The 22,441-nt window shown below is 50.6% G+C and carries 18 protein-coding genes; 11 read left to right on the top strand and 7 right to left on the bottom strand.

Annotation, left to right across the window (positions count from 1 at the left end; translation table 11 throughout):
* Nucleotides 1–68: 68 nt before the first annotated feature.
* The gene (locus tag AC04MQ_RS14430; protein ID WP_475392418.1) at nt 69–965 is read right to left on the bottom strand and encodes a hypothetical protein; all 897 of its coding nucleotides are present in this window, start codon (nt 963–965) and stop codon (nt 69–71) included.
* A 191-nt stretch (nt 966–1,156) separates the two neighbouring features.
* Between AC04MQ_RS14430 and AC04MQ_RS14425 the strand changes: the two genes are divergently transcribed.
* Genes AC04MQ_RS14425 through AC04MQ_RS14405 form a run of 5 tightly spaced genes read left to right on the top strand, consistent with a single transcriptional unit; the run spans nt 1,157 to nt 7,019 of the window.
* Nucleotides 1,157–2,809, top strand: a complete 1,653-nt coding sequence (locus AC04MQ_RS14425; protein WP_475392417.1) for a methyl-accepting chemotaxis protein — start codon at nt 1,157–1,159, stop codon at nt 2,807–2,809.
* Nucleotides 2,810–2,850: 41 nt separating this feature from the next.
* The gene (rffA, locus tag AC04MQ_RS14420) at nt 2,851–3,987 is read left to right on the top strand and encodes a dTDP-4-amino-4,6-dideoxygalactose transaminase (protein ID WP_015090976.1); all 1,137 of its coding nucleotides are present in this window, start codon (nt 2,851–2,853) and stop codon (nt 3,985–3,987) included.
* Nucleotides 3,988–4,875 (top strand): glucose-1-phosphate thymidylyltransferase RfbA, encoded by an 888-nt coding sequence (rfbA, locus tag AC04MQ_RS14415; protein WP_015090975.1) that lies wholly within the window; start codon nt 3,988–3,990, stop codon nt 4,873–4,875.
* Nucleotides 4,876–4,878: 3 nt separating this feature from the next.
* Nucleotides 4,879–5,865, top strand: coding sequence for a dTDP-glucose 4,6-dehydratase (gene rfbB, locus AC04MQ_RS14410; RefSeq protein ID WP_015090974.1), 987 nt, complete (start codon nt 4,879–4,881; stop codon nt 5,863–5,865).
* Nucleotides 5,853–7,019 carry a glycosyltransferase family 4 protein gene (locus AC04MQ_RS14405; RefSeq protein ID WP_475392416.1) on the top strand — a complete coding sequence of 389 codons (1,167 nt, stop codon included), beginning with the start codon at nt 5,853–5,855 and terminating at the stop codon, nt 7,017–7,019. The genes rfbB and AC04MQ_RS14405 overlap by 13 nt, the downstream gene beginning before the upstream one ends.
* Here the strand turns inward: AC04MQ_RS14405 and feoB are convergent.
* Entirely contained in the window at nt 7,016–8,932 is a 1,917-nt protein-coding gene (gene feoB, locus AC04MQ_RS14400; RefSeq protein WP_051026292.1) for a ferrous iron transporter B, read from the bottom strand. The two genes, AC04MQ_RS14405 and feoB, sit on opposite strands and share 4 nt — an antisense overlap.
* A complete protein-coding gene (locus AC04MQ_RS14395; RefSeq protein ID WP_041577526.1) occupies nt 8,908–9,138 on the bottom strand; it encodes a FeoA family protein in 231 nt (76 codons plus the stop codon). The genes feoB and AC04MQ_RS14395 overlap by 25 nt, the downstream gene beginning before the upstream one ends.
* Nucleotides 9,139–9,323: 185 nt before the next feature.
* On the opposite strand from AC04MQ_RS14395, the gene AC04MQ_RS14390 reads away from it, so the two are divergent.
* The gene (locus AC04MQ_RS14390) at nt 9,324–10,397 is read left to right on the top strand and encodes a BP74-related protein (protein WP_475392415.1); all 1,074 of its coding nucleotides are present in this window, start codon (nt 9,324–9,326) and stop codon (nt 10,395–10,397) included.
* On the opposite strand, the gene AC04MQ_RS14385 is transcribed toward AC04MQ_RS14390, so the two are convergent.
* The gene (locus AC04MQ_RS14385) at nt 10,372–10,866 is read right to left on the bottom strand and encodes a 6-pyruvoyl trahydropterin synthase family protein (RefSeq protein ID WP_015090969.1); all 495 of its coding nucleotides are present in this window, start codon (nt 10,864–10,866) and stop codon (nt 10,372–10,374) included. The genes AC04MQ_RS14390 and AC04MQ_RS14385 overlap by 26 nt on opposite strands.
* A 29-nt stretch (nt 10,867–10,895) precedes the next feature.
* On the opposite strand from AC04MQ_RS14385, the gene queD reads away from it, so the two are divergent.
* A complete protein-coding gene (gene queD / locus AC04MQ_RS14380; RefSeq protein ID WP_088565348.1) occupies nt 10,896–11,258 on the top strand; it encodes a 6-carboxytetrahydropterin synthase QueD in 363 nt (120 codons plus the stop codon).
* A gap of 175 nt (nt 11,259–11,433) precedes the next feature.
* On the top strand, nt 11,434–12,252 hold the full coding sequence (locus AC04MQ_RS14375) for a hypothetical protein (RefSeq protein WP_475392414.1): 819 nt from the start codon (nt 11,434–11,436) through the stop codon (nt 12,250–12,252).
* On the opposite strand, the gene AC04MQ_RS14370 is transcribed toward AC04MQ_RS14375, so the two are convergent.
* Both AC04MQ_RS14370 and asd read right to left on the bottom strand, forming a co-directional pair.
* Nucleotides 12,253–13,035, bottom strand: coding sequence for an alpha/beta fold hydrolase (locus AC04MQ_RS14370; protein ID WP_475392413.1), 783 nt, complete (start codon nt 13,033–13,035; stop codon nt 12,253–12,255). It abuts the gene before it with no gap.
* A 26-nt stretch (nt 13,036–13,061) separates the two neighbouring features.
* Complete coding sequence (asd, locus tag AC04MQ_RS14365) at nt 13,062–13,895, bottom strand: archaetidylserine decarboxylase (RefSeq protein WP_041577522.1); 834 nt, start codon at nt 13,893–13,895, stop codon at nt 13,062–13,064.
* 108 nt (nt 13,896–14,003) lie between these two features.
* Between asd and AC04MQ_RS14360 the strand changes: the two genes are divergently transcribed.
* From AC04MQ_RS14360 to AC04MQ_RS14350, 3 genes are all read left to right on the top strand, one after another.
* The gene (locus tag AC04MQ_RS14360; protein WP_015090964.1) at nt 14,004–15,548 is read left to right on the top strand and encodes an NAD(P)/FAD-dependent oxidoreductase; all 1,545 of its coding nucleotides are present in this window, start codon (nt 14,004–14,006) and stop codon (nt 15,546–15,548) included.
* Between the two features lie 135 nt (nt 15,549–15,683).
* Complete coding sequence (locus AC04MQ_RS14355; RefSeq protein WP_475392412.1) at nt 15,684–17,297, top strand: hypothetical protein; 1,614 nt, start codon at nt 15,684–15,686, stop codon at nt 17,295–17,297.
* A 219-nt stretch (nt 17,298–17,516) separates the two neighbouring features.
* The gene (locus AC04MQ_RS14350; protein WP_475392411.1) at nt 17,517–19,058 is read left to right on the top strand and encodes a sensor histidine kinase; all 1,542 of its coding nucleotides are present in this window, start codon (nt 17,517–17,519) and stop codon (nt 19,056–19,058) included.
* Between the two features lie 140 nt (nt 19,059–19,198).
* Here AC04MQ_RS14350 and icmF read toward each other — a convergent pair whose 3' ends face one another.
* Nucleotides 19,199–22,438 (bottom strand): fused isobutyryl-CoA mutase/GTPase IcmF, encoded by a 3,240-nt coding sequence (icmF, locus tag AC04MQ_RS14345; protein ID WP_475392410.1) that lies wholly within the window; start codon nt 22,436–22,438, stop codon nt 19,199–19,201.
* Nucleotides 22,439–22,441: the final 3 nt, after the last annotated feature.

Genomic DNA, 22,441 nt, shown 5'->3' with positions numbered 1-22,441 from the left:
GGGGTGGATTGCGGAAATAAAAAAGCCGGGGGTCACCCGGCTTTTCATTTACGAAAATCCCGTAATTCCTAGTTGGTTGGAGCAAACCAGCAACGAGGACGAACACCCGCTGTGTCGCGAGGCGCGTAGCAAGAGCCAGACTTGTAGTCGGAGTTGCTTAGTTTTTCGCTTTCTTTAGCCACACACAACATACCTGCGAAGTAAGTGTCCAAACGGCACTGAGTCGCTGGGTGTCTGTCGTCAGTGCGGGAAACCACGTTCTTATCCGGAGTACCGAATGTTGGAGCGGAGGTTTCTTTACGCAAAGCCTGGAACAGGTTCGCTACAGACTGACCAGCCAAAGAAGTTCTTAGGCAGATCAGGCGATCTTGTTCATCCGGGAACTGAGCAGAACAAGCTGCTTCAGCCGTTGGATCCAAATCCAGATCTTTCAGGATGGCTGCATTGTCGTCTTCAGCAAAGAAACGACGAAGACATTTCAAAGAAGCGTAGTAATCAGAGCCACCTTCGTTGGTCGCCCAAGCGCCACCGAACCAGCTTTGCATTTTTGGAGCACCACCGTTGTGGTGACCGAACTCGTGGCACGCAACCAGTGCGAAACCTTCGATGTTCGTCGCCGCGTGACGAGCCAAACCACCGTACATGTTCAACACTTGTGTGTTACCGGATCTTTGTGCAGAAGCATTTACAGTACCATCATTCCATAGACGGTTGATTTTCAAGCGATCCCCCATCGCTTCAACGTCTTTGGCGAACAATCTTTCAAGACGGTCCAAAACCATGTTGAATTGTTGTTCAGTGATACCACCCACGGTGAAAACACCCGCTGGGATGTACAAATTGTTCTCAGGAACGAATCCGGAGCACAGTGTCACAGATTCTGATGTAGCTGTTTGGTGTGTGAAGCCTACAGTTGCAACCAATGCAACAACGGCCAACGCACGACGTAGTGTCGATTTTGTCATGACTTTCCCCTCCTTGAGTCTAGACGTTCAAAAAGCGTATCAACATGATGCGGACAAACTCAAACATTTAAATAAGTTATGAAGCACTGCACCTTAGTCCTGCATTACATCAACCAAATTTGATTAAAGAACTGCAATCCAAGTGACGAACAGAATCTTATCAAAGTTATTCCATATTTAAGGAGTCGCCCATGAGTTCGTCCTCGTCTTGGTTCCGCGGTTTGCGCGGGCGTTTGTTGTTTTCTGCAATCTTGCCAGTGATCGCATTTGCTGTCCTCACTACCATTTCCTGGCGTTCTATGGACAGTCTTGGATCCATGCTGACAGGCGCTTACACCGAAGTCGTTCCGAACATGGACGCCCTGGGTCAGCTGGGCATGCAGCGTGCTCGCATTGGTTATTTCATCTGGGCTGCCCTGGCCAACGATGAAGACCAAAAATCCCGCGAAAACTTTATCAAGCGCGCCCGCAGTGCCTTTGACGAATTCAAAAAGTTCGAAGAGGTTTACGCCAGCACCAAGTTCACTGAAGACGAAGCCAAAAACTGGGCAAAACCAAAATCCATCCAGGACTCCTTCTATAAGTTAACAGAACAGATGATCTATCTGCTTGATCAAAATAATGCTGTCGCCAACAAACAAGTTCACACCGCAATGAACGGTGGTGAATGGCATGTGATGGCCATCGCTTATCAGGATGCTATCGCCGCCAACATGAAGCTTTACCGCGAAATTTCTGCTGCCAATGACAAGGTACAACAAGACGAACGTAAATTTCAGACGCAACTACTAATGCTGATCTCAGCCCTGTGCGCGACCCTGGTGTTCGGCATTTTAATGTGGATCGCTTATCGTGTTTCCAACACCGTGAGCTCTATTGCCACCGGTCTTTCCGAGGCTGGCACTCAGGTTTCCGGCGCGATCACTCAGTTGACCGCCGCAGGTCAGACGCTTTCACAGTCCTCTACCGAAGCTGCCGCTTCTCTGGAAGAAACTGTCGCGTCTCTGGAAGAAATGTCTTCCATGGTAAAGATGAATTCGGACAACGCGAAACAAGCAGCCTCCCTGTCTCAGTCATCCAAATATTCTGCGGAACAAGGTCAGAACGAAATCACTTTGCTGATTTCTTCCATGAACGATATTTCCCATTCTTCTAAAAAGATTGAGGAAATCATCAGCGTTATTGACGATATCGCCTTCCAGACCAACCTTCTGGCTCTGAATGCGGCGGTCGAGGCCGCTCGTGCCGGCGAACAAGGCAAAGGCTTTGCGGTCGTGGCAGAGGCCGTGCGCGCGCTGGCGCAACGCTCCGCAGTTGCAGCAAAAGACATCAATGTTTTGATCAAAGACAGCGTTGAAAAAGTAGACCGTGGCTCACAAATCGCCGACCGTTCTGGCGAAGTTCTGCAGACCATCGTGACCTCCGTGAAAAAGGTCGCGGACCTGAACAACGAAATTGCAGCGGCAAGCTCTGAGCAAACCACCGGTATCCAGCAAATCAGCAAAGCCATGAACCAATTGGATCAGGGTTCTCAGGCGAATGCGGCATCTTCTGAAGAAATTGCGGCTTCCTCCGAAGAAATCAGCGCCCAGGCCCAGCAGATGCAAAGCATGGTTGTCAGTCTGAACGAGGTCATCCAAGGGTCTGGACAACACGAACCAGCACCAGCTGCGGCTGTACCCGTTCGCCCGTCTGCTGACAAAAAAGTCATTCCATTTGCGAAGAAAGCAACCCGCCCCGCCAGTCCGACCCCACGCGTGGAGAAAAAGTCACAGAGCAGCTCGGTCATCCCCTTTGATGACGACGAACCACGTGGCAAAGTCGGCACAACCGACGGCTTTTAATTCTTTGCTCCCCCATACCCCTTGCGCTACTATGGGGGAGCATGAAAATTCCATTCAATTTACCGCCTAAAAGCTCGAACGAAGAGAAGTACATTTCTCAAGCCATCTCCAATAAAAAACTCAGCGGAGAAGGTCAGTTCAACAAAAAATGCACGGAATGGTTCAACAAGAATCTTCCCACCCTGATGACCGTCATCACCCCGTCTTGTACTTCCGCCCTTGAAATGGCCATGGTTTTGGCTGACATCGGCCCGGGTGATGAAGTTATTCTGCCATCTTTCACCTTCACCTCCACCGCAAACGTCGTGGCCCTTTATGGTGCCATCCCGGTTTTCGTGGATGTGGATCCCAAGACCATGAACATCGATGTTGATGCCATTGCCAAAGCCATCACCGCACGCACGCGTGTGATCATGCCGGTGCACTATGCGGGCGTGGGCTGCGAAATGGACAAAATCATGGAGCTTGCGAACAAGAACAACATCTGGGTGGTGGAAGACGCCGCTCAGGGTATCTTTGCTTCCTACAAAGGCAAAGCACTGGGAGCCTGGGGCCACATGGCGGCCTTCAGTTTCCATGAAACCAAGAACATCGTCTGCGGCGAAGGTGGTGCACTGACCATCAATGACCCCCGCCTGGTGGCTCGCGCTGAAATCGTGCGCGATAAAGGGACCAACCGTCAGCAGTTCCTGAATGGCCAAGTGGATAAATACACCTGGCAGGACAAGGGATCTTCCTATCTGCTTTCTGAGCTATCCGCTGCGTTCCTGATGTCACAACTGGAAGAGGGTGAAAAAATCACCGCTCGCCGTATGGCCATCTGGAAACAGTACTATGACGGCATGGCAGACCTTGAAGCCGCTGGCAAAGTTCAGCGCATGACTGTTCCGGCAGATGCCAAAGCCAACGCGCATATTTTCTATTTCCTGCTGCCGACCATGCAGACCCGCATTGAGCTCTGGTCCTACCTGAAAGATGCCGGAATCCAGTCCACGTTCCATTACGTGCCTTTGCATTCCGCACCTGCGGGTTTGAAATATGGAAAAGTCAGCGGCAGCATGGCTGTCACTGATGATCACTCGGCCCGCTTGCTGCGCCTGCCTTTGTGGGCGGATATGACAGCGGCGGATGCGCAGTTCGTCCTGGACGAAGTTAATAAATTTTTTAAGGGGAAATAAATGAAGGGTATTATTCTTGCCGGAGGAGCCGGTTCTCGCCTTTACCCAATGACCCGGGTCATGACCAAGCAGCTTCAGTCCATCTATGACAAGCCGATGATTTATTATCCGCTGAGTATTTTAATGCTGGGTGGGATCAAAGACATTCTGATCATCACATCACCTGACGACCAGCCCCTGTTTAAAAAACTTTTGGGTGATGGTTCTCAATTCGGCATCAACCTTTCTTACGTGGTTCAGGAAAAACCAAACGGACTGCCTGAAGCCTTTGTGCTGGGTGAGGATTTCATTGGTGATGACGATGTCTGTCTGATGCTGGGTGATAATTTGTTCTATGGCGATCTGACTTTCTTCCGCGAGGCGATCAAGGCCCAGAAAGAAAAAGCCGGTGGCCTGAATGGACGTGTGTTTGCTTACTATGTGGCGGATCCGTCTGCTTACGGCGTGGTTGAATTCGACAAGAACACCAAAAAAGTCAAATCCATCGAAGAAAAACCAAAAGTTCCGAAATCCCAGTTCGCCATTCCGGGTCTGTACCTGTTTGACAAAACTGTGGCCAAACGTGCGAAATCCCTGAAACCCTCCCCGCGTGGTGAAACCGAAATCGTGGACCTGATCCTGAGTTATCACAACGAAGACACTCTGGGTGTGGAAATGATGTACCGTGGTCTGGCGTGGCTGGACACGGGCACTCCGCGTTCATTGCTGGATGCCGCGTCTTTTATCGGCGCCATCGAAGAACGCCAGGGCATGAAAGTGGCCTGCCTGGAAGAATGCGCTTACCGTATGAAATTCATCACTCTGGAACAACTGCAGAAGATCACGGCTGATCTGCCGAAATGTTCTTACCGCAGCTACCTTGAAAAAATCATCTCTGAGGAAATCTAGTTTATGAAACAGACAGTTCTACTGACCGGTTGTGCCGGCTTTATCGGATCCAACTTTATCAAGACCATCACCTGCCGTGACAGCATCAAGGCTCAGTATGACTTTGTCATCCTGGATGCTTTGACTTATGCCGGCCGTCTGGAAAATATTCAAGCCGAACTGGATGCACACAAACACCTGACTTTTGTTAAAGGCGATATCCGCGACACGAAGCTGGTTCATGACCTGTTCCAAAAATACAACTTCAGCGGTGTTTTGAATTTCGCAGCCGAATCCCACGTGGACCGTTCTATTGAAAATCCGAACATCTTCGTTGAAACGAATGTTCTGGGCACTTTGAACCTGCTGAAAGAAAGCTTGAATCTTTTTGAAAAGAATCCGTCTTTCAAATACCTGCAAGTTTCCACAGACGAAGTTTACGGCACTTTGCAAATGGAAGATCCGGCCTTCACTGAAGAAACCCCGATCACGCCGAACAGCCCGTACAGCGCCTCCAAAGCCAGTGCGGACCTGATGTGCCGTGCGTTCTTTGAAACTTATAAAATGCCAGTGGTGATCACCCGTTGTTCCAACAACTATGGCCCTTACCAGGTTGAAGAAAAATTCATCCCGCTGATGATCAAACGTGCTTTGGCCAATGAAAAATTGCCGATCTATGGCACCGGCATGAATATTCGCGACTGGATCTATGTGGATGATCACAATGAAGGTGTGTGGCTGGCCTTCACTAAAGGCAAAGCCGGTGAAGTCTACAATCTGGGTGGAAACTCGGAACGCCAAAATCTGGATGTGGCCAAAATGATTCTAAAACATCTGGGCAAACCGGAATCCCTGCTAAGCTTTGTGACGGACCGTAAGGGACATGATTTCCGCTATGCGATCAATTACTCCAAAGCACAAAAAGAACTGAACTGGCAGCCAACGGTGCGTTTTGAAGAAGAAGGCCTTGGCAAGACCATTGAGCACTTCAAATCCCTATGGGCGAAATAAAGGTTCTTCACTGCATCCAGTCCCTCAGTTGGGGCGGGCTTGAAATATACACCACGGAACTGATTCAGAAGCTGGCTGAAACCGGCCTGAATCAGCGCGTGCTGTGCTCGGCCCACTCGCGTGTGGCCGAGGAACTAAAAAAAACTTCGGTCGAGGTCATCACCTTCCCAGAGAAAAAAATCTCGAAACTGCAGGAAGCCCGTTTGATTCGCAAGATTGTGCGCGAAAACGGGATCACTCACCTGCAGTCCCACACCCGTCTGGATATGTGGGCTTGCGTGCTGGCGCGCTGGAATTCATCCACCCCCAAGCACGTCTACAATCTGTACATGAACGCCCCGGCGAAAAATGATTTATTCCATCGCTGGATGTTTTCCAAAGTCGATGCCTTGTGTTCATCGTCTGAATTTGTACTGAGCGAAGCCAGCAAGAATTTCCCGATTGATCCATCCAAACTGACTCTGATGCGCTATGGACGAAAAACTGAAGAGTTTAATTCCAACCCCGAAGCCCGCATGGCCTTGCGTGAAAAGCTGGGCCTGAAACCTTCTGAATTGGCGTTCGGAACTTTGTGCCGCCTGGATGCCGGTAAAGGCGTGCGTGAGCTGGTCGAAGCTTTGGATCACCTGACAGACGACGAAGTTCAAAAAATTCACATGGTGATTGTGGGTGATCCGACAATTAAAAGCCGCGACAGCAACGGTCAAGTCACCTATGAAACGCAGTCCTTGGAGCTAAAAAACTGGATTGAACAAAAGCAGCAAGAACCTCGCCTGAAAGGGCATTTGCATCGCATTCCATTCCAGCGCGACTACATCCCGTACATTGATGCTTTGGACGTGTTTATTCTGGCCTCTTACAACGAAACCTATTCGTTGAGTGTGCTTGATGCCATGCTGATGGAAAAGCCTGTGATTGGCACTGACGCTGGCGGAACGACCGAACAGGTCGGCAAGAACGAACGCGGCTATCTGGTTCAGCCGAAAGACCCCAAGAGTTTGTCCGAGGCCCTGAGGTTCTATATTCGGAACCCAGATATAGCCCGCGAACAGGGCAAAAAGGCCCGCGCCTGGACACTGAACCAGCATCGCTGGCAAAGTACCCAAGAACAGACTCTTAAATTGTACAAAGATTTGATGAAGGGCGTCCGTTAGGGAACGCCCAGGAATCTTAAGGACTGTACGACCACCACAACCAAAACGTAAGCGGCGACATTAAAGACCACCAATTGCATCATCGCAAATTTCCAGGAGCCGGATTCACGAATCTGGACACCCACGGTGGACATGCATTGAAGGGCAATCAGGAAGAAGATCATAAGACCAATAACCGAGCTGACCGTGAAGATCTTTTCACCGGCCGAGTTCGTGGCTGTGCTCATCTGAGTCAACAACGCCTGCTGCTGGGAATCCTCATCAGTGTCCGTGATATTGAAGGTCACCGCCATAGAGGACACAAACACCTCACGCGCGGCAAAGGCTGAAATCAAGCCCACACCCACACGCCAGTCCACACCCATCGGTTGCACAACGGGCTCAATGAACTTACCCGCGCGACCCACATAGCTTTCTTCCAGCTTCTGATGCGCGTCTTCGGTCTGATAATTCGGGAAGGTTGTTCCCACCCAGATGATCACCGCGAAAGTGAAGATGATCGGACCGGCACGTTTCACGTAAGATAAAGTACGAGTCCACGCCTGACGTAAAATCACGCGCAGCTTAGGACGGCGATAAATCGGAAGCTCCATCATAAAGAAGGACGGCTCCGTGCGCGGAATGAATTTGCTGATGATACCTGCGGCAAATGCCCCAACCACGATAGAACCCAGATAAAGCGCCGCCATCGCAAGACCGGCATAAAGTGCCGATTCACCATGGAACAAGAACGCAATACACAGAGCATAGACCGGCAAACGTGCCGAACAGCTCATCAAAGGCACCACAAAGGCCGTGATCAGACGATCCTTGGTGGACGGGATATTGCGAGTGGCGATGATCGCCGGCACCGCACAGGCAAAGCCTGACAGCAACGGAACAAACGAACGACCGCTCATGCCCAAAGCCGAGAACGGACGATCAATCAACGTCGCCGCACGGGCAAGATAGCCAGTGCTTTCAAGCAATCCGATAGCCACAAACAAAATAAAGATCTGCGGCACAAAGACCATGAACGCCGCAAAGCTTGTGACCACACCGTTAGCCAGGAAATCCGCCCACAAAGTGCCCGGACCCCACGCTGCCACTGTTTCTGCAAAGCCCGTGAACCAGCCGTCGATCAAGTCCATGAAAGGTGTTGCCAGCCAGAACACACTGGCAAACAATCCGCCCATGATCAGAATAAAGAACAAAATACCAAACCACGGATGCAACAACACGCGATCGATCTTTTCCGTCGAGGCCACGATGCGATTCAAACGTTCCTGCGCATGATCAGTTTTATGCTGAAGAGCTTCCTGCGCAATGCGCTCGCACTCTTTCAGTTTTTCTTCCTGCTGAGCAAAGCCCCATGGCACAGGACGGGATGGTTTCTGGGAAGAACCCAGCTTCCCGGCTGCCGACACGATCTCAAGCAATCCGCCAGCCAGCAAACCATCAAAGGTCAATACCGGACAGCCGAAGGTTTTTTCAAGATAAGTCAAATCCAGCTCGACACCTTCACGGCGCAAAAGATCCGACATGGTCACAACCACCATCATCGGGAATCCGGTTTCCTTCATCTGCATCACAAGTTGCAAGTGACGGGACAGCTGAGTGCCGTCCACCACCACGATGATGCCGTCGATTTTATCGACCTTCGGATTTTCATAGATAGAACGAAGAGTCACCCATTCATCAGCACTCTTCGGGTGCAGACTGTAAGTGCCCGGAGTGTCCATGGCCTGCAGACCTTCACCCAAGTGAGAAGCCAGATGCCCCAAGGAAAACTCGACCGTGGCGCCCGGATAGTTCACGGTTTTAAAACGAGAACCCGTCAGCCAGTTATAAAGAGTTGTTTTACCAGAATTTGGAGCCCCAACCAAAGCCACACATTTATTAGCCAAAGTTACTTCAGCGTCACCAGAGCGCATGCCGCCTCCTCTTTTCTCAAAGCCAGGAAACTGGTGTTGAAACGAATCAGCAAGGGACCTCCAAACGGAGCTTTCCCCAAAATAGTGATGATAGAGCCGACTCTTAAACCCATTTCGTGCAGACGTTCACGCAAAATGTCCTCACCAGCAAAACCGGTGATTTCGACGGACTGGCCTGACTTGATTGTCATGTCGTGTAAATTCATGTTTTCCCCTGACGATATGCTTAGTTACGGGGTCTAGGACCTAAAGGGAAGTCCTTTGACCACCCCCTTTATCATTGAAAGCCAATTGAAAATAAGTCCAAAATAGCCTCACTTTATTCCGCCTTAAGTCTGGTTTTTAGGACCTTTGGTTAAGTTCAAAACCAGCCTACCGATCCGAAGTCTATATGGATTTTGGTATTAAGACTTCAATCGGTATTGGCAGCTTGATCCTTATGACTTCCTTCACAGCGGAAGCCTCGCAGGTGTTTTACAGCCCGTCGCTGTGCGCACCGGAGCACCTGACCTTGTTTGTCACTAACAACACCAACGAACCTCAGCGTGTGTGGACCCAAGTGCGCTACGGCGCCGAAATCGACGAACGACACCACGACCTGGAAGCCAAAACCCAGATCAAAATTCGCGGCACCAGCTTCCTGCCGGAAGCTCAGGCCTTTTCCGTCAAAGCCTGGGACAAAAATGTCGTTCACGTCACCAGCTCTTGCGCGGATTCTTTCAGTACTCCTTTAACTGATACGACATCCCCAGAAATCACGCACTGGCTGCCCTCTTCGGTACAAAGTGTGAAACTTCATTTGTTGAACCTTTACTTGAAACCCAACACTGTTCGCCTGAAAGCCTTCAACCGCCTGGGCGCCGTGATTGGCGAAAAAGAACTCAAGCTTGAAAAGTATTATGATACATCAGCATTCAAATGGAGCTTGGACCAATCCGTAGCCCGTATTGAAGTTCGGGGCGCAGAACGTCTGCACTCAGTGCTTAGTTACGACAATGGCTCGGGTGAACAAGTAAGCCCTTCGGTGGCGCTGAAACCTGTGATGTTGCCGGTGGATACCGCAAAAACTTACTTCCTGGTTTCAACCAAAGACCCCCAAGCGGATGAAGCGTTTGTGATTGCTTTGGACAAACCTGAAACCATCGCCACGGCTCGCGAACAGATTCGCAATCCGAATTTGGAAAAAATTGTGGTGGCGGGAATTGAACTGGGAAATGGCGGATTCAACCGAGCGTTTCTTTCCCGCGACAAGGCCCCTTATTCATGGTCGGTGAACCGCGTGGATGCCTTTGCAGACTTTGCACATATCGATTGTGATGGCAGTCCTGAATTGACCGAAGAACGTCTGGAACAGAAGCTGAATGAAGGCGGACGTATTTGTTTCTGGCGCTACCGTGTGGTGCGCGAACTGACCGCCAGCGAAGTTTCCAGCGGCAAACTTAAGCCCTGGACGGCACCACCGTAGAGGCACCCTGCCCTGCGGTTTCTGCGACATAGACGCGCACACTTTTCACACCATACTGTTTGAACTCCGCATGGAATTCTTCAGCCAGCAGGCGGGACAGTTGCTCCACGCTGGTGTTGGTCACCGGCAGTAAAGACACCTCTTTGACCGGGAACACATAAAAACGATCACGGAAAGTCACTTCCAGCGAATTGCCGTTTTTTTTGAACTTCATGTCTTTTTGATTTTCTGGCAACAGCACCATTTCGTCCCACTGATCCAGGCGGGCTTTGATGTATTTTTTAAACACATTGAAATCAATGAAGTAACCGTCAGAATGCAGTTCTTCTTCGGAAGGCGTTTTGATGTCGACTTTGACCTGGTAGTTATGACCATGCAGGCGCTCTGCGTGTGTTTCATCAAAGATCAGAAAGTGCGCGGCAGAGAACTTGAAATTTTGTTTTGCCAAATGCAATGTGGTCGTGGACATACTCACCTCGGAATGACTATAGTATTAGCATGAAATTCGAACTGAAACAGCATTTTCAAATTGAATCGGCGCGATTCCTGCCTCACCTTCCGGCAAGCCATCCGTGCTCTCGTATGCATGGGCACAGCTTTAAGTTGATTCTGACTCTGGTGGGCGACCTCGATCCCAAAATTGGCTGGGTGATCGATTACAACGACATCCAGGCCCTGATGAAGCCTTTCTTGGACCAGATTGATCATCGCGTTTTGAACGAAGTTCCGGGCCTTGAAAACCCGACTTCCGAACTTTTGGCAAAATGGCTGTATGACAAGGCCCGCCCGGTTCTGCCGACGCTGGTGAAAGTCACAGTGGCGGAAACTCCAGCCACCGAGTGCTCTTACCCTGTAATTTAAGCACCCCTCTGTCCCGGCGAAATCGCCCCATGAAATACTGGGGCCTATGCCGGGATTTCTGATTTTGATTTTATTCCTTTTTCCATTTCCAAGCTTCGCAGATCATCTGGATCTGCTAATTTACCGCGCGCCGGAACCTTTAAACTGGCAAAGCCCAGGACGCCTGGTGCGCAGTATGACCAGGAATCTCAGCGCCAAAGTCAGCGGCAAAGACTATCCTCACCCGATTTCTCATGTGAACATCCGTCTGCAATGTGGCCGGGACAAGCCTGTCTATCGAGGCATGACTTCAATTAAATCCAATGGCGCTTATCTGTGGGACTTTATGGTGAAAGGCGTTTCGCTGGACACGATGCTGATTAATCAAACCGGGCGCAGCTATTCAGAACAAGAGATCCTGACTTGGCTAAAGCCGTTGACGGAAAAAGGTTATGTCCGACAGCTTCGATTGCTTCTGAATTCAGACCAATGCGCACGCCTGCGCCGTTATGTGGATCTTTATCAATCTACGGGTTTAATTAACATTTACGGCGGATTAAGGTCCGATCCTTTGCTGGGACAAGGCGCCGGATGTTCGGCCTTTGCCGTGAGCTTCCTGCGCATTCTGGGGCTGGAATCAGCAGACCTGCGCAAAGCCTGGCAGCGAACCCTGCACATGCCTTTAGAACTATTAAGCGTAAAATACGACCGGGCCCGCATCAGCTTTCTGGGATACTTGCGCGGAAAAGACCGCCCCTGGGCTTCACCTCAGGAAGAACATATTGTTCTGAGGTTCTGGGATCCGGAAAAAATGTTTCACTGGGTGGGTGGCGCTTATCGTGAATGGGATGTTCGGGGTCACGCCTCCCCGACCAAACCCCTTTTGCCCTGGTCACGCGAGGTGTTTGAAAACACCGTGCAATATCATTTCGACAATCGTCGAAGGCTTCTAACAAAAGAGGAGGTGCAAAACACCTCCTCTAAAACTTGTCGCAATTTTCAAAAATGCCCGTGATTACTGGAAGGACTGCAAGATGGCCTGCGCCACTTCAGCCGGCTTGGAAAGGGCCGGCAGATGGCCGCTGGCGATTTCGCCGGTCTTTGCCATGTCAGTGCGTTTTACGTATTTTTTCTGAGAAGCCAGGCTGACGATTTTATCCTGAGTCGTAAAGATATAGAATTTAGGAATCTTTGCAAAAATCACTTCGTCATATGTCACCGGATTTGCGCCCGCCGCGAAGGACTCAGAATACAGCTTCACTTGAGGCAGATTCTTTTGATCCAGAGTGGAATCCATGTTTTTAAAGAACTGCTTTGGCTTTTTAGGAGTGATGCGCTCTTTACCGAAGGTCACAGCCTTCGCATAGACTTTTCCGTCAGACTTTTCCAAAGAATCAAACGGTTTTTCGCCTTTCAATGGAACCAAAGCCGCCAAATAGATAATGCGCATGATTTTCTCGGGACACACACCCACCATCTGGTTGATCACGGCCCCACCGAAGCTGTGCCCGACAACCACGGATTTTTCCGGGATCTTTGGACAAACATCCTGAGCCATTTCCATCAGTGTCGCTGATTGTTTTGGGTCGCGACCCAGCAGATCCGGGGTCAGAACTTTGTACTTATCCCCCAACTGAGCCTTAACCTGATCCCAGCTGCTGCCATCAAAGTGCGAGCCATGAATCAGAACAAGCGTTGGAGTCACTTCAACCACTTCCGCTTTTTTCGGAGTGTGCGAGCAGCCCGCTGAAACCGCCAGGGCTGCCAAAGAAATCAAAACGTTTAACTTTTTCATCATTACCATCCTTGATAATTTTGAGAGTTTTATGGATTTTTGATCAGATCCGCATTCACACGCACAGAAGGCCCCAGGTTCATGTGACCTTCAAACTTCTGACGGAAGCTTGGAGGATACAACATCACCACGGTGGAACCCATGCGGAACATGCCCAGCTCGGATCCTTTGTGAACCGGGATCTCAGGGCTGTAGTGTTTATGCTCAAAGATATGAGGGCCTTTTTGATTGCCGCGGATTCTTTCATCAAAGCTCAGCACAATGTGACCGACGTTGGTAGCACCCACAAAGACCACACCCACCGGGCCCAGATCTGTTTCAATCTCCACCAGAACACGCTCGTTCACCGAAAACAAATCCGGAACGTTCGTGGTGCTCCACTCATTTACCGGCCACAGTTCGCCTGGCATATAGCGCACATCCGTGATGTTGCCGTCCACCGGGGAATGCACGCGGTGATAGTCTGTCGGGCAAAGATAGTAGGTCATAAAGAAGCCGCCAGCCCATTTCTTATCGCAGTCCGGATCTTGCGTGAAGTCCTTCAGCTTGTAAGTCAGACCCTTGGCTTGAATCAGGGTGCCATTATCAATAGCCGCAGCCTGAGTGATTTTACTGTCTGCCGGATGAACCGCCCAGCCCGTGCCCACCGGACGAATGCCTGCTTTCAGGCGGCGAACGAAGAACTCGCCAATGGAAGGATACTGGTCATAGGATTTTTCAGCCTCGGCCAGATCGATGTTATAAAGCCACGCAAAGCCCCGGATAGACAGGCGTGCCCACAAAGAAGGCCCCTTCCAGTGCATAAAGTGACCGACCCAGCGGCTAAGACGACGTTTTGGTAGAATTCTGGTAATTGCTGACATAGAAATCTTTATATCTGCAATAGACCCCTTTGTCACCTAAAGGACTTTCTAGTACAGTGTATTGAAATCAGACCCTAATTTGGACCCTAAAAAGGTCCCGGAGGCAGAATGTCCAAGATTATTCAGAATCTTGAAATCCCTATTGATAACGACCTTGAAGAAAAATTGCAGTGGCTTGTCCCTGAACATGGTCCTTATCGCATTCTGCGCCAATCCGTGGATGCCCGCCGTTCCCACTCCCCGCATTTCGTTTATACCGTTGAGGTCGCCGAAAAAGGCGAAACTTTGGAGCTGCCAGAATTCAAGCTGGAGAAAATCAAAAATCCCAAAGAAAAGCCCCTGATCGTCGGCACAGGTCCCGCAGGTCTATTTGCGGCGCTGCGATTTGTAGAAAGAGGCGTTCCTTGTGTGCTGTTTGAGCGTGGCTCTGACAGCGGCGAGCGCATCAAAGGGATCAATCAATACTGGCGTTATGGAAAGCTTGATCCGCGCAATAACGTCTGCTTCGGTGAAGGCGGTGCGGGTCTTTATTCTGACGGCAAGCTGATCACCCGTATCAAGTCCCCGCACATTCCTTATGTGATGAACCGCCTTGTGCAATTCGGCGCTCCGGAAGAAATCCAGTGGCTGTCGAATCCGCACGTGGGTTCAGATCGTATCCGCCGAGTCATTCCAAAACTGCGTGAATTCCTGCGCGCCAATGGTTGCGAAATTCATTTTAACACTCAAGTGACTGAGGTCCTGACCGAAGGCTCCCAAGTTGTTGGTGTGCGCACCGAACACGGCACTGAATTCAGATCCCCGCATGTGGTGATGGCAACGGGCCATTCGGCCGAAGACATGATCAATCACCTGCGTGACCTTGGCGTGAAACTGGATGGCAAGTCCTTCGCCATGGGGCTTCGTGTGGAGCACTCCCAAGCCTCCATCAATAAGATTCAATACCGCCAGTTCTCGGAACATCCTAAACTGGGTGCCGCCAACTATAAACTGGCTCATCACGACAACAAAACCGGCATCGGAGTTTATTCCTTCTGTATGTGCCCGGGTGGTTACGTACTTTCTTCCGGCACTGAAGCCGATGGCATCGTCTGCAACGGGATGAGTAACTACAATCGCAACTCGCCTTACGCAAATGCCGCGATTGTTATCAGTATTGATCACGATAAGAACTTTGGAGATGACGTGTTCGGGGGCATGAAGATGCGCCGTGAACTTGAAACCCGAGCCTTTAACTCCGTTGTTGCCGCTGGTGGAACACGTGAGCTTCCTGCTCAGAACCTGTTGGACTTCCTGCAAGGGACCAATTCCAAGACAGGTCCCCGCGCTTTGCGCCCGGGTTCTTCCCCCTCGGGAGCATTGAACATTCGCCTGGATGAGCTGCTGCCAAAGAACATGGTGACTCGTCTGCGTGAAGGCTTTGAAAAATTCCAAGGCAGCATGAAAGGCTTCTTAACTGAAGAGGCTCAAGTGTACGGCATCGAATCCCGCACCAGTTGCCCGGTTCGTGTGACCCGCGACGATGAAACTTTGGAGAGCGTATCACACAAGGGTCTTTACCCTGCAGGTGAAGGCGCTGGTTACGCCGGAGGAATCACCTCGGCAGCCTGCGACGGCATCCGCATCGCCGAAAAAATCATCGCACAACTATAAAAGCTATTTCCAAAAGGTGCCTGGTGACTTTTTCTTATGCGCTGCTTCAGCAAAAGTAAGCAGGTACCTTTTGGGCATTTTGGGTTGGCTTGATGATTGCAAACTCCTTCGATTGTCCAAATTGGAGGAGGGAAAATGCAATTTAAACCACTAATTGGAGTCATTGTGACTCTGATGATCGGAGTTTCCGCGTTTGCGGCTCCGCAAGAAAAGACTCAAGATCTACTAACCCGCACATCTGACACCGCCCTGACTGTTCGCGGTGAACTTTCTAAAAACGTTTATCGCCAGGAGCCTTATCAGGACAACTATACTGAGCAAGTTCCGTATCAGGCTGAAGAAACCTATTATGTAGACGTTCCTTATCAAACGACTGAAACGTACTACGAACAAGTTCCTTACACGGAACGTGTTTCCTACACGGACTATGAGGAATACTGGGACTCTGAATACCAGTGCAAAAACGTCACAAAATACCGCCAGGAATGCTCCAATCAAAGACTTTGTGAACCAGGTGGCCGCACCTGCCAACCGATCACTGAGTGTGGCACCAACGCCCACGGTGAGCGCATCTGTAAAACCCGCAACGAATGCACTGAAGGCCCACGCGTTTGTCGTGATGTTCCTTCCTGCCGTCAAGTTCCGTACACAGACCGCGAATGCGGATACGAGCGCGTTCGTAAAACCCGTGCTGTGACCAAATGGCGCGACGAAACTCACTACCGTCAAGAACAGCGCACTCGCACTGTGACCAAGTACCGTTCTGAAGCCCGCACCCGCACTGTCACTAAATACCGTGACGAAGTTCGTTGCTGCGTGACTCGTTACCGTGATGTGTTTGATCATCAGTACACTCAACCTGTGGCTGTGATCTTCCCTCAGGAAGCGGCACTATTGGCTGGAGAAAAAGAAACCGTTCAGGTTGTTCTGCGCGGCACTGAGGCGGCTCCGGAAGTTCAGATTAAAGTGAACTCTGGCATCTTTGCTTATGAAATTGCTGAAGTTCGTCAGGATGGTCGCGAAAAAGTCTTCGTTCTGAAAACGTCCCCAAAGTGGAATGAAACCAATGCCGGCACAAGCACTGTGCAAGGTTTGAAATTGCAATTCACCAAAGGTCAGGGACAGATTCTGTTCACTGAAACCGTGGCCGCTCCTCGCGTGACTTCCGTGTATACTTTGGAAGTTCGCGATCAGCAAAGCCAGGCCGTTTTGTTCGAACACCGTCTGCAGTCCACAGAAGCGAAAGCATTTGCAATCGCCACTCCGGGTCTGGCTCGCGAGGGAAAATACACCGTGCAATTGCATGTTGAACGCCACGGCGCCAATGTGGTTTCAGGTGCATTGAGCTTTGACCAAACTTCCAGCTACGAGAAAAAAGAGCTGGATCAGGACGAGGTTCAGACTTTGAAAAACTCTGCCATGGTTCAACTGGTTCGCATTGATGGTGCTGGCGCTGAGCGCGTGGTGATCATCCGCGATCAGACGGCGGCTTTGGAAGAAGTTCAGTCCCAGTACAAACTGGTTGTGTGGAAAAAACTTTCCAACGGCAAAATCGAATGGCTGGCTGAAAAGAACTTCACCCGTGAAGCCATCACTTTGGCTAACGGCGAACTGGGCATTGCCCTGAAAGCCATCCCGGTGAATCCGGCAGCAGGCACGAAGCTTTACATGGACCTTGTGGTTCGTCGTGACAGCGCTCAGTACCTGGGTTCTCAAAAAGTTCAATTTATCGTGAATAAAACCTTCTAACGGTCCTGAAGGTTACGGCCCCGTTCCTCCACCTATGGGAACGGGGCCGTTTTTTTTAACACTGGACCTTTTCATCTCAAAACAAGACAAAGACTCTGGTTAAGGCCTCTCTTCAGGGGAAGTTCGGGGCATTCCACAAACACTCAACAATTGTGGCTTTAAATTTATGATGAGTGGAATGACTTTTTATCCGATACTCTTCATGAAGGTGTCTCAGCCATGAACAAAAATGCTCTCATCAAAGTTTCGATTTTCAGCATCACCATCGCAGTGGTTTTAAGTCTGATTTCACTTTTGTTCATGAACCGAATCATGTCCATTCAAGGCGCCAGATTCCGGGATGACTTCCTGCGCTTTTACGCTTCTTCCATCGAACAAAAACTTCACAAGGTTCCGGCAGATCAGATTTCTCAACACAAAGATCTGCTGCGTATGGATCGCGATTTCCGTCCGCCGATGATGGGTCCGCCTCCACCACCCATGGGAGGAATGATGCCGCCACCTCCTCCGCGAGGAGATGACCATCGCCCCCGTCCCCCTTTCAAAGGTCCCGGACCGGGCCCGGGGCCTGGTGGCCACCGTCCTCCGCACATGGATATGGATGCCTGGGTTGTGAGTTCCCAGGGTCAGGTATTGATCTATAAGAAATCACCGACTCTGGCGCAAAACTGGGACGAACTGCCGCACCCGAAAACCAGCAAGGAAATCCTGACGACAGAAAACTTTTTCCGTCTGGGCAATCCCACCATCGTAATTCGACTGGACACCGAGGCCGAACTTTATCTGGTGATCAAAGAACCTGTCCGTCCGATGCTGGGAAATCTGATCATCACCCAGGCCGTGCTCACCGCCGCCATGATTGTGATTGCTTTGATTCTGGCCATTGCCGCGATCTTTTTCTATATGCGCAAAAAATCCCTGGAAGCCCGTTCGGTCTTGCACCGACTGGAGGAAGGCGATCTTAAAGCGCGCTTTGAAATTCATCGTCTGGATGAATTCGGCGGCTTGATGCTGGACTTCAACCGCATGGCTGAAGAAATTGAAAAACTGGTCGGCCGCATTCACGCCACCGAAAGAACCCGCAAGCAGTTGCTGCAGGAAATGGGTCATGACCTGCGCACACCGCTTACAAGTCTTAAGACCTCTTTTGAGACCCTGCAGATCCATCACGACAAACTGTCAGCCGAAAAACGCGGCGAACTGTTTGATGTCCTGATTCGCGAAATTGATTATTTCAAGGATCTGATTGAGCAACTGATGACTATTGCGTCTTTGGATGAACCGCACTTCAAGGCCAGCACCGAACGCATTGACGTGATGAACCTGCTGACCCAGGAAGTCCGTCATCGCCAGCACAGCGACACGAAAATCAAATGGAGCCTTGACGGCGGCACCGTGCCTGCAGTTTTAGGCGACAGCCATCTGATTCAACGCCTGATTCGCAATGGACTTGAAAACGCGGAACGCTATGCGGATTCCACGGTGGACGTGCGCGTCCACGAAGGTTCTGATTCCCTGACTATCGAGATTTCTGACAATGGCCAAGGACTGGATGCGGAAGCACTGAAAAGCTTCGGTCAGCGCCGCGAATTCCGCGGCAGAAAAATCACCAAGAACGGCCATTTCTCTCTGGGCCTGGGATCCGTCATCATGAAAGCCATCACCGACCTTCACAACGGCATCCTCTCCATCGAAAACCGCACCAGCGGCGGCGAAATCAAAGGCGCCACCCTCAAGATCACCCTACCCACCACAAAATAAAAAAACCACCCGTTCAAGGTGGCTCAAAAAGGTCCAGATGCGAGGCGGAGGAGTGCCCTCGCAGCGCAGGCGTGCTCCAAGCACGTCGAAGCGATAAGGCCCTCCGACAACGAAGTCAGATGGGCCTTTTTCAGCCGCCGCTACAGATTTCTGCGGTATTGGCCGCCGACTTCGTAGAGGGCTTGGGTCATTTGGTACAGACTGCAGTATCTTGCAGCGGTCATCAAGGCGCCGAAGATATTGCCGCCGTTCAGGACGGTGTCCTTCAAGGCCTGCAATGACTTCGCACCTTCTGTGGCGTGATCGCCCTGGTATTTATGAACGTTGTCCAACTGGGCATTTTTCTCTTCGTAGGAGGCACGCGCCAGTTCAATCTTTGGTGGAACATAGTCTGCAGCCATCGTTTTTGGATCGATGAAGGTGTTCACACCAATGATTGGCAAAGTGCCGTCATGTTTCAGACGCTCATAATACAGAGACTCTTCCTGGATTTTGGAACGCTGATACTGCGTTTCCATTGCACCCAAGACACCGCCACGCTCGTTGATTTTTTTGAACTCATTCAAGACCGCCTCTTCAACCAGATCGGTCAGCTCGTCGATGAAGAAAGAACCCTGCATTGGGTTTTCATTCATGGTCATGCCGAATTCACGGTTGATGATCAGCTGAATCGCCATCGCACGGCGAACGGATTCTTCCGTCGGCGTGGTGATTGCCTCGTCGTACGCGTTCGTGTGCAAGCTGTTGCAGTTGTCATAAAGAGCAATCAAAGCCTGCAAAGTCGTACGGATGTCATTGAAGTCAATTTCCTGCGCATGCAGAGAACGACCGGAAGTCTGAATGTGGTACTTCAACTTCTGAGAGCGATCATTACCTTTGTAAAGGTCACGCATCGCCACTGCCCAGATACGACGAGCTACACGGCCCAACACGGAATATTCCGGATCCAGACCGTTAGAGAAGAAGAAGGACAGATTCGGAGCAAAGTCGTCCACTTTCAAACCGCGCGCCAGATAGTATTCAACAAACGTGAAACCATTGGACAGCGTAAAGGCCAATTGAGAGATCGGGTTCGCACCCGCTTCCGCAATGTGGTACCCGGAAATACTGACAGAATAGAAGTTACGGATTTTGCTGCGAACAAAGTACTCTTGAATGTCACCCATCATCTTCAACGCAAAATTAATAGAGAAGATGCACGTGTTCTGACCCTGGTCTTCTTTCAGGATGTCAGCTTGAACTGTTCCACGAACCTGCTGCAGGGTCCAGATCGCCAGATCTGTCCACTCGCTTTCTGTCAGCTTACGACCCAGTTCTTTTTCTTTCTTCTCAACCTGCTGATCAATCGCCGTGTTGAAATAGAACGCCAGAATCATTGGCGCCGGACCGTTGATAGTCATAGATACAGATGTATTTGGATTGATCAGATCAAAGCCCGCATACAGCTTTTTCATGTCATTCAAAGTACAGATGCTAACGCCAGATTCCCCGACTTTACCGAAGATATCCGGACGCTGATCCGGGTCCTGACCGTACAAGGTCACGGAATCAAACGCCGTGGAAAGGCGGTGTGCTGTTTCGCCTTTTGTCAGGTAATGGAAACGACGGTTCGTACGCTCTGGAGTTCCTTCGCCCGCAAACATGCGTTTAGGATCTTCATCGGCGCGTTTTAGCTGGAACACACCGGCCGTGAACGGGAATTCACCCGGCACGTTTTCAAGTTTCAAATAACGGAAGCGATCGCCCCAGTCTTTGAACTTAGGAACCACCACACGGCGAATTTTAGTGCCGGACAGGGATTCACGCACCATGGGCTGGCGCAGTTCTTTGTCACGGACTTTGAACACCAGCTCATCGCCGGAATAGGTCTTGATCAGACCATCGAATTTTTTCAGTTGATCCAGTTCTTCCGCAGTGAAGTCAGAGCTCAGGTCTGCTTCCACTTTTTTCACAGTCGCAGGATCTGCATTCAACAAAGGCGCGACTTTTTGCAAGCCACCCAATTGGGATGCTTTTTCCGCCAGAGTTTCTGTGCGTTTTTTGTATTTATGAATTGTCGAAGTGATTTCCGCCAAATAGTTCTGACGATCTGCCGGAATGATCACATGCTCTTCCGCGGACAGGATGTTGTTCTTGTACTGGGCATTTACAACCCAGCGACCCGCCTGCTTGCTTTCAAGAATGTCAGCCAAACGGAAGAAGAGCTTGTTCACTCCGCCATCATTGAACTGGGAGGCCTGAGTCAGGAAGACCGGCACCTCGACCTTTTCATCAAAGATCTTGCGCGAGCGTTTGTATTGCTTGGTCACATCACGAAGAGCATCCAGCGCCCCGCGACGGTCGGCTTTATTCACCGCCACCAGATCCGCGAAATCGATCATGTCGATTTTTTCCAGCTGGGATTGCGCACCGAAATCAGATGTCATCACGTACATGGACATGTCACTGACTTCAGTGATTGCCATATTACCCTGACCGATACCCGAGGTTTCAGCGATAACAAAATCAAAGTCCAGCTGACGGATGAATTTCAAAATATCCGGCAAAGAAGAAGCAATCTCGCGGCCTGAACCACGGGACGCCACAGAGCGCATGTACACACGGTTGCGGGACAAAGAGTTCATACGAATACGGTCACCCAGCAGGGAGCCACCGGTTTTGCGCTTGGATGGATCCACGCACACCACGGCGATTTTCTTGTCCGGATACGCATTCAGGTATCTTTGCACCATTTCATCAATCAAAGAGGACTTACCCGCACCACCCGTACCGGTGATACCCAGAACCAGAGGTTCTTTACCGGCCTTGAAGGACTCAAGGCCAAAGGCGTTCAAAGAGAAATCCTTGTGACCGTTTTCAATGGCGGTCAAAGCCACACCCAGTTCCACAGAAGGAACGGTGTCGCCGTTAAAGATGTTCTTTTTGGTTTTGAATTCTTTTTGCTTTTCCAGCAGGTCGAAATCACAACCCTTGATGATCATTTCGATCATGCCCTCAAGACCCATGCGACGACCGTCTTCCGGGTGGAAGATCTGGGCGATGCCATAGGCCTCAAGTTCTTTTTTCTCGTCAAAGACAATCACACCGCCGCCGCCGCCGTAGATTTTCACGTAACCGGCACCAGCTTCATCCAGAAGATCCTTCATGTACTTGAAGTACTCCATGTGGCCCCCTTGATAGGAGCTGATGCAGACGCCCTGGGCGCCTTCCTGCAACACGGCCTTCACCACGTCACTCACCGAGCGGTTGTGCCCCAGGTGAATGACTTCAGCACCCATATCCTGAAGGATACGGCGCATGATATTGATGCTGGCGTCATGCCCGTCAAATAGAGCGGCTGCAGTGACAATTCGGATCGGATTCTTCGGTGTGTATGCCATATG

Source organism: Bdellovibrio sp. MYbb2 (assembly GCF_056175685.1).
This window is presented reverse-complemented; position numbering and strand designations above follow the sequence as displayed.